The following is a 2,333-nucleotide window of genomic DNA, read 5'->3' on the forward strand; positions in this document are numbered from 1 at the left end:
CCCCGCCGATTTCAATGCCCGAGGTTTTTGACGATGTCCTCGACCATTTTCTTGGCGTCGGCGAAGAGCATCATGGTGTTGTCGCGGAAGAAGAGTTCGTTCTCCACGCCGGCATAGCCGGCCGCCATGCCGCGCTTGATGAACAGCACGGTCTTCGCCTTCTCCACGTCCAGGATCGGCATGCCGTAGATCGCCGAGGTCGGGTCGGTCTTCGCCGCCGGGTTGGTCACGTCATTGGCGCCGATCACGAAGGCCACGTCGGCCTGCGCGAACTCGGAGTTGATGTCCTCCAGCTCGAACACCTCGTCATAGGGAACATTGGCTTCCGCCAGCAGCACGTTCATGTGCCCGGGCATGCGCCCCGCCACCGGATGAATGGCGTATTTCACCTCGACGCCTTCTTCCTTCAGCTTGTCCGCCATCTCGCGCAGCGCGTGCTGCGCCTGCGCCACCGCCATGCCGTAGCCCGGCACGATGATCACCTTCGCCGCGTTCTTCATGATGAACGCCGCGTCCTCCGCCGAGCCCTGCTTCACCGGACGGCTCTCCACCGCCCCCGCCGGACCCGCCGCCGCATCGCCGCCGAACCCGCCCAGGATCACCGACACGAAGGACCGGTTCATCCCCTTGCACATGATGTAGGACAGGATCGCGCCCGAGGATCCCACCAGCGCGCCGGTGATGATCAGCGCCGTGTTGCCCAGCGTGAAGCCGATGCCCGCCGCCGCCCAGCCCGAATAGCTGTTCAGCATCGACACCACGACCGGCATGTCCGCCCCGCCGATCGGGATGATCAGGAGCCCGCCGAACACCAGGCTGGCGATCACGATCAGCCAGAACACCGTGTGGCTCTCGGTCAGGGTCAGCACCACGATCAGCGCCACGATCAGCAGCGCCAGACCCGCATTGATCACATGCCGGCCCGGCAGCAGGATCGGCTTGCCCGACATGTTGCCGTTCAGCTTGGCGAAGGCGATCACCGAACCCGTGAAGGTGATGGCGCCGATCGCCACGCCAAGGCTCATCTCCACCAGCGCCTGCGCATGGATATGGCCGGGATCGCCGATGCCGAACGCCGCCGGCGCGTAGAGCGCGGCCGCCGCCACCATCACCGCGGCGAGGCCCACGAGGCTGTGGAACGCCGCCACCAGCTGCGGCATCTGCGTCATGGCGATCTTCTTGGCGATCACCGCGCCGGCGCCGCCGCCAATGGCCAGCCCGCCGATCACCAGCGCCCAGCCGCCAAACCCGTGCGGGGGCGACGCCGCCAGCGTCGTCAGGATGGCGATGGTCATGCCGACCATGCCGAACAGGTTGCCCTGGCGCGAGGTCGCGGGGCTGGAGAGCCCGCGCAGCGCCATGATGAACAGCACCCCCGAGACGAGGTACAGGAGCGCGACGATATTGGCGTTCATCTCGTCGCCCTCACTTCTTCTTCGAGTACATGGCGAGCATTCGGCTGGTCACCAGGAACCCGCCGAAAATGTTCACGGAGGCCAGGATCAGCCCGAGAAAGCCGAAGCCACGCGCCCAGCCCGTGCCTTCCGCCGTCAGGTCCACGCCCACCGCCAGCAGCGCGCCCACCACGATCACCGAGGAGATCGCGTTGGTCACGCTCATCAAGGGCGTGTGCAGCGCCGGCGTCACCGACCACACCACGTAATAGCCCACGAACACCGCCAGCACGAAGATGGCGAGCCGGAACACGAACGGGTCGATCGCCCCGCCCGTCGCCGCGTGCACCGCCTGTCCCGCCAGTTCGGCATAATGCTGGCTCGCCTCCGCGGCATAGGCCTGCGCCGCCTCGGCCGCCTGCCGCGCCACTTCCGCGGCCAGGCGCGCGCCTTCCACCGCGTTCTGGGCGATCGGATCGCCCGCTACCGGATTGGCCATTTCCTCTTCCCCTGAAACCCTGGGAGCCCGACGGCCGCGCTCTCCCGGCACGGCCCCGACCCGTCAATATCCGTCAATGCCGAGCACCGGCACCGGACGGAGCCCGCTATCGACCCCGTCGCCGCGCCCGCCGCCTCGCCGCGCCGCCGCTAGGCCGCGCTCGCCTGCGCCGGCGCGAAGCCGGGATGCACCACCGCCCCGTCCCGCGTCAGCAGCGTCGCCTTCACCAGTTCGTCGTCCCACTTCACGCCAAGGCTCTTCGTCGCCTTGTCCACCAGCGTTTCCACGAACGCGTACAGGTTCTTCGCGTAAAGCTGCGACGCCGTCGCCGCCAGACGGCCCGGCACGTTGAGATGGCCGACGATCTTCACCCCGTTCGCCGTGGTGACGACCTCGCCCGGCACGGAGCCTTCGACATTGCCGCCGCGCTCCACCGCGAG

General features: G+C 67.9%; 2 protein-coding genes and 1 pseudogene. All 3 read right to left on the reverse strand.

Features of this window, described 5'->3' with window-relative positions; genetic code table 11:
* Positions 1-11 precede the first annotated feature (11 nt).
* Positions 12-1,415 (reverse strand): NAD(P)(+) transhydrogenase (Re/Si-specific) subunit beta, encoded by a 1,404-nt coding sequence (locus FHS55_RS23175; RefSeq protein WP_183192227.1) that lies wholly within the window; start codon positions 1,413-1,415, stop codon positions 12-14.
* Positions 1,416-1,425: 10 nt separating this feature from the next.
* Positions 1,426-1,893, reverse strand: a complete 468-nt coding sequence (locus FHS55_RS23180) for a proton-translocating transhydrogenase family protein (protein WP_183192228.1) — start codon at positions 1,891-1,893, stop codon at positions 1,426-1,428.
* A 149-nt stretch (positions 1,894-2,042) separates the two neighbouring features.
* Positions 2,043-2,333 (reverse strand): annotated as a pseudogene (locus tag FHS55_RS23185) (NAD(P)(+) transhydrogenase (Re/Si-specific) subunit alpha); the annotation flags it as partial.

Origin of the sequence: Ancylobacter tetraedralis (assembly GCF_014195655.1) — a bacterium.
GTDB lineage: Bacteria > Pseudomonadota > Alphaproteobacteria > Rhizobiales > Xanthobacteraceae > Ancylobacter > Ancylobacter tetraedralis.

What these genes read in the sequence shown, in the direction of transcription:
- FHS55_RS23175 (WP_183192227.1), bottom strand. Translation starts at nt 1,415, where the DNA reads ATGAACGCCAATATCGTCGCGCTCCTGTACCTCGTCTCGGGGGTGCTG.
- FHS55_RS23180 (WP_183192228.1), bottom strand. Translation starts at nt 1,893, where the DNA reads ATGGCCAATCCGGTAGCGGGCGATCCGATCGCCCAGAACGCGGTGGAA.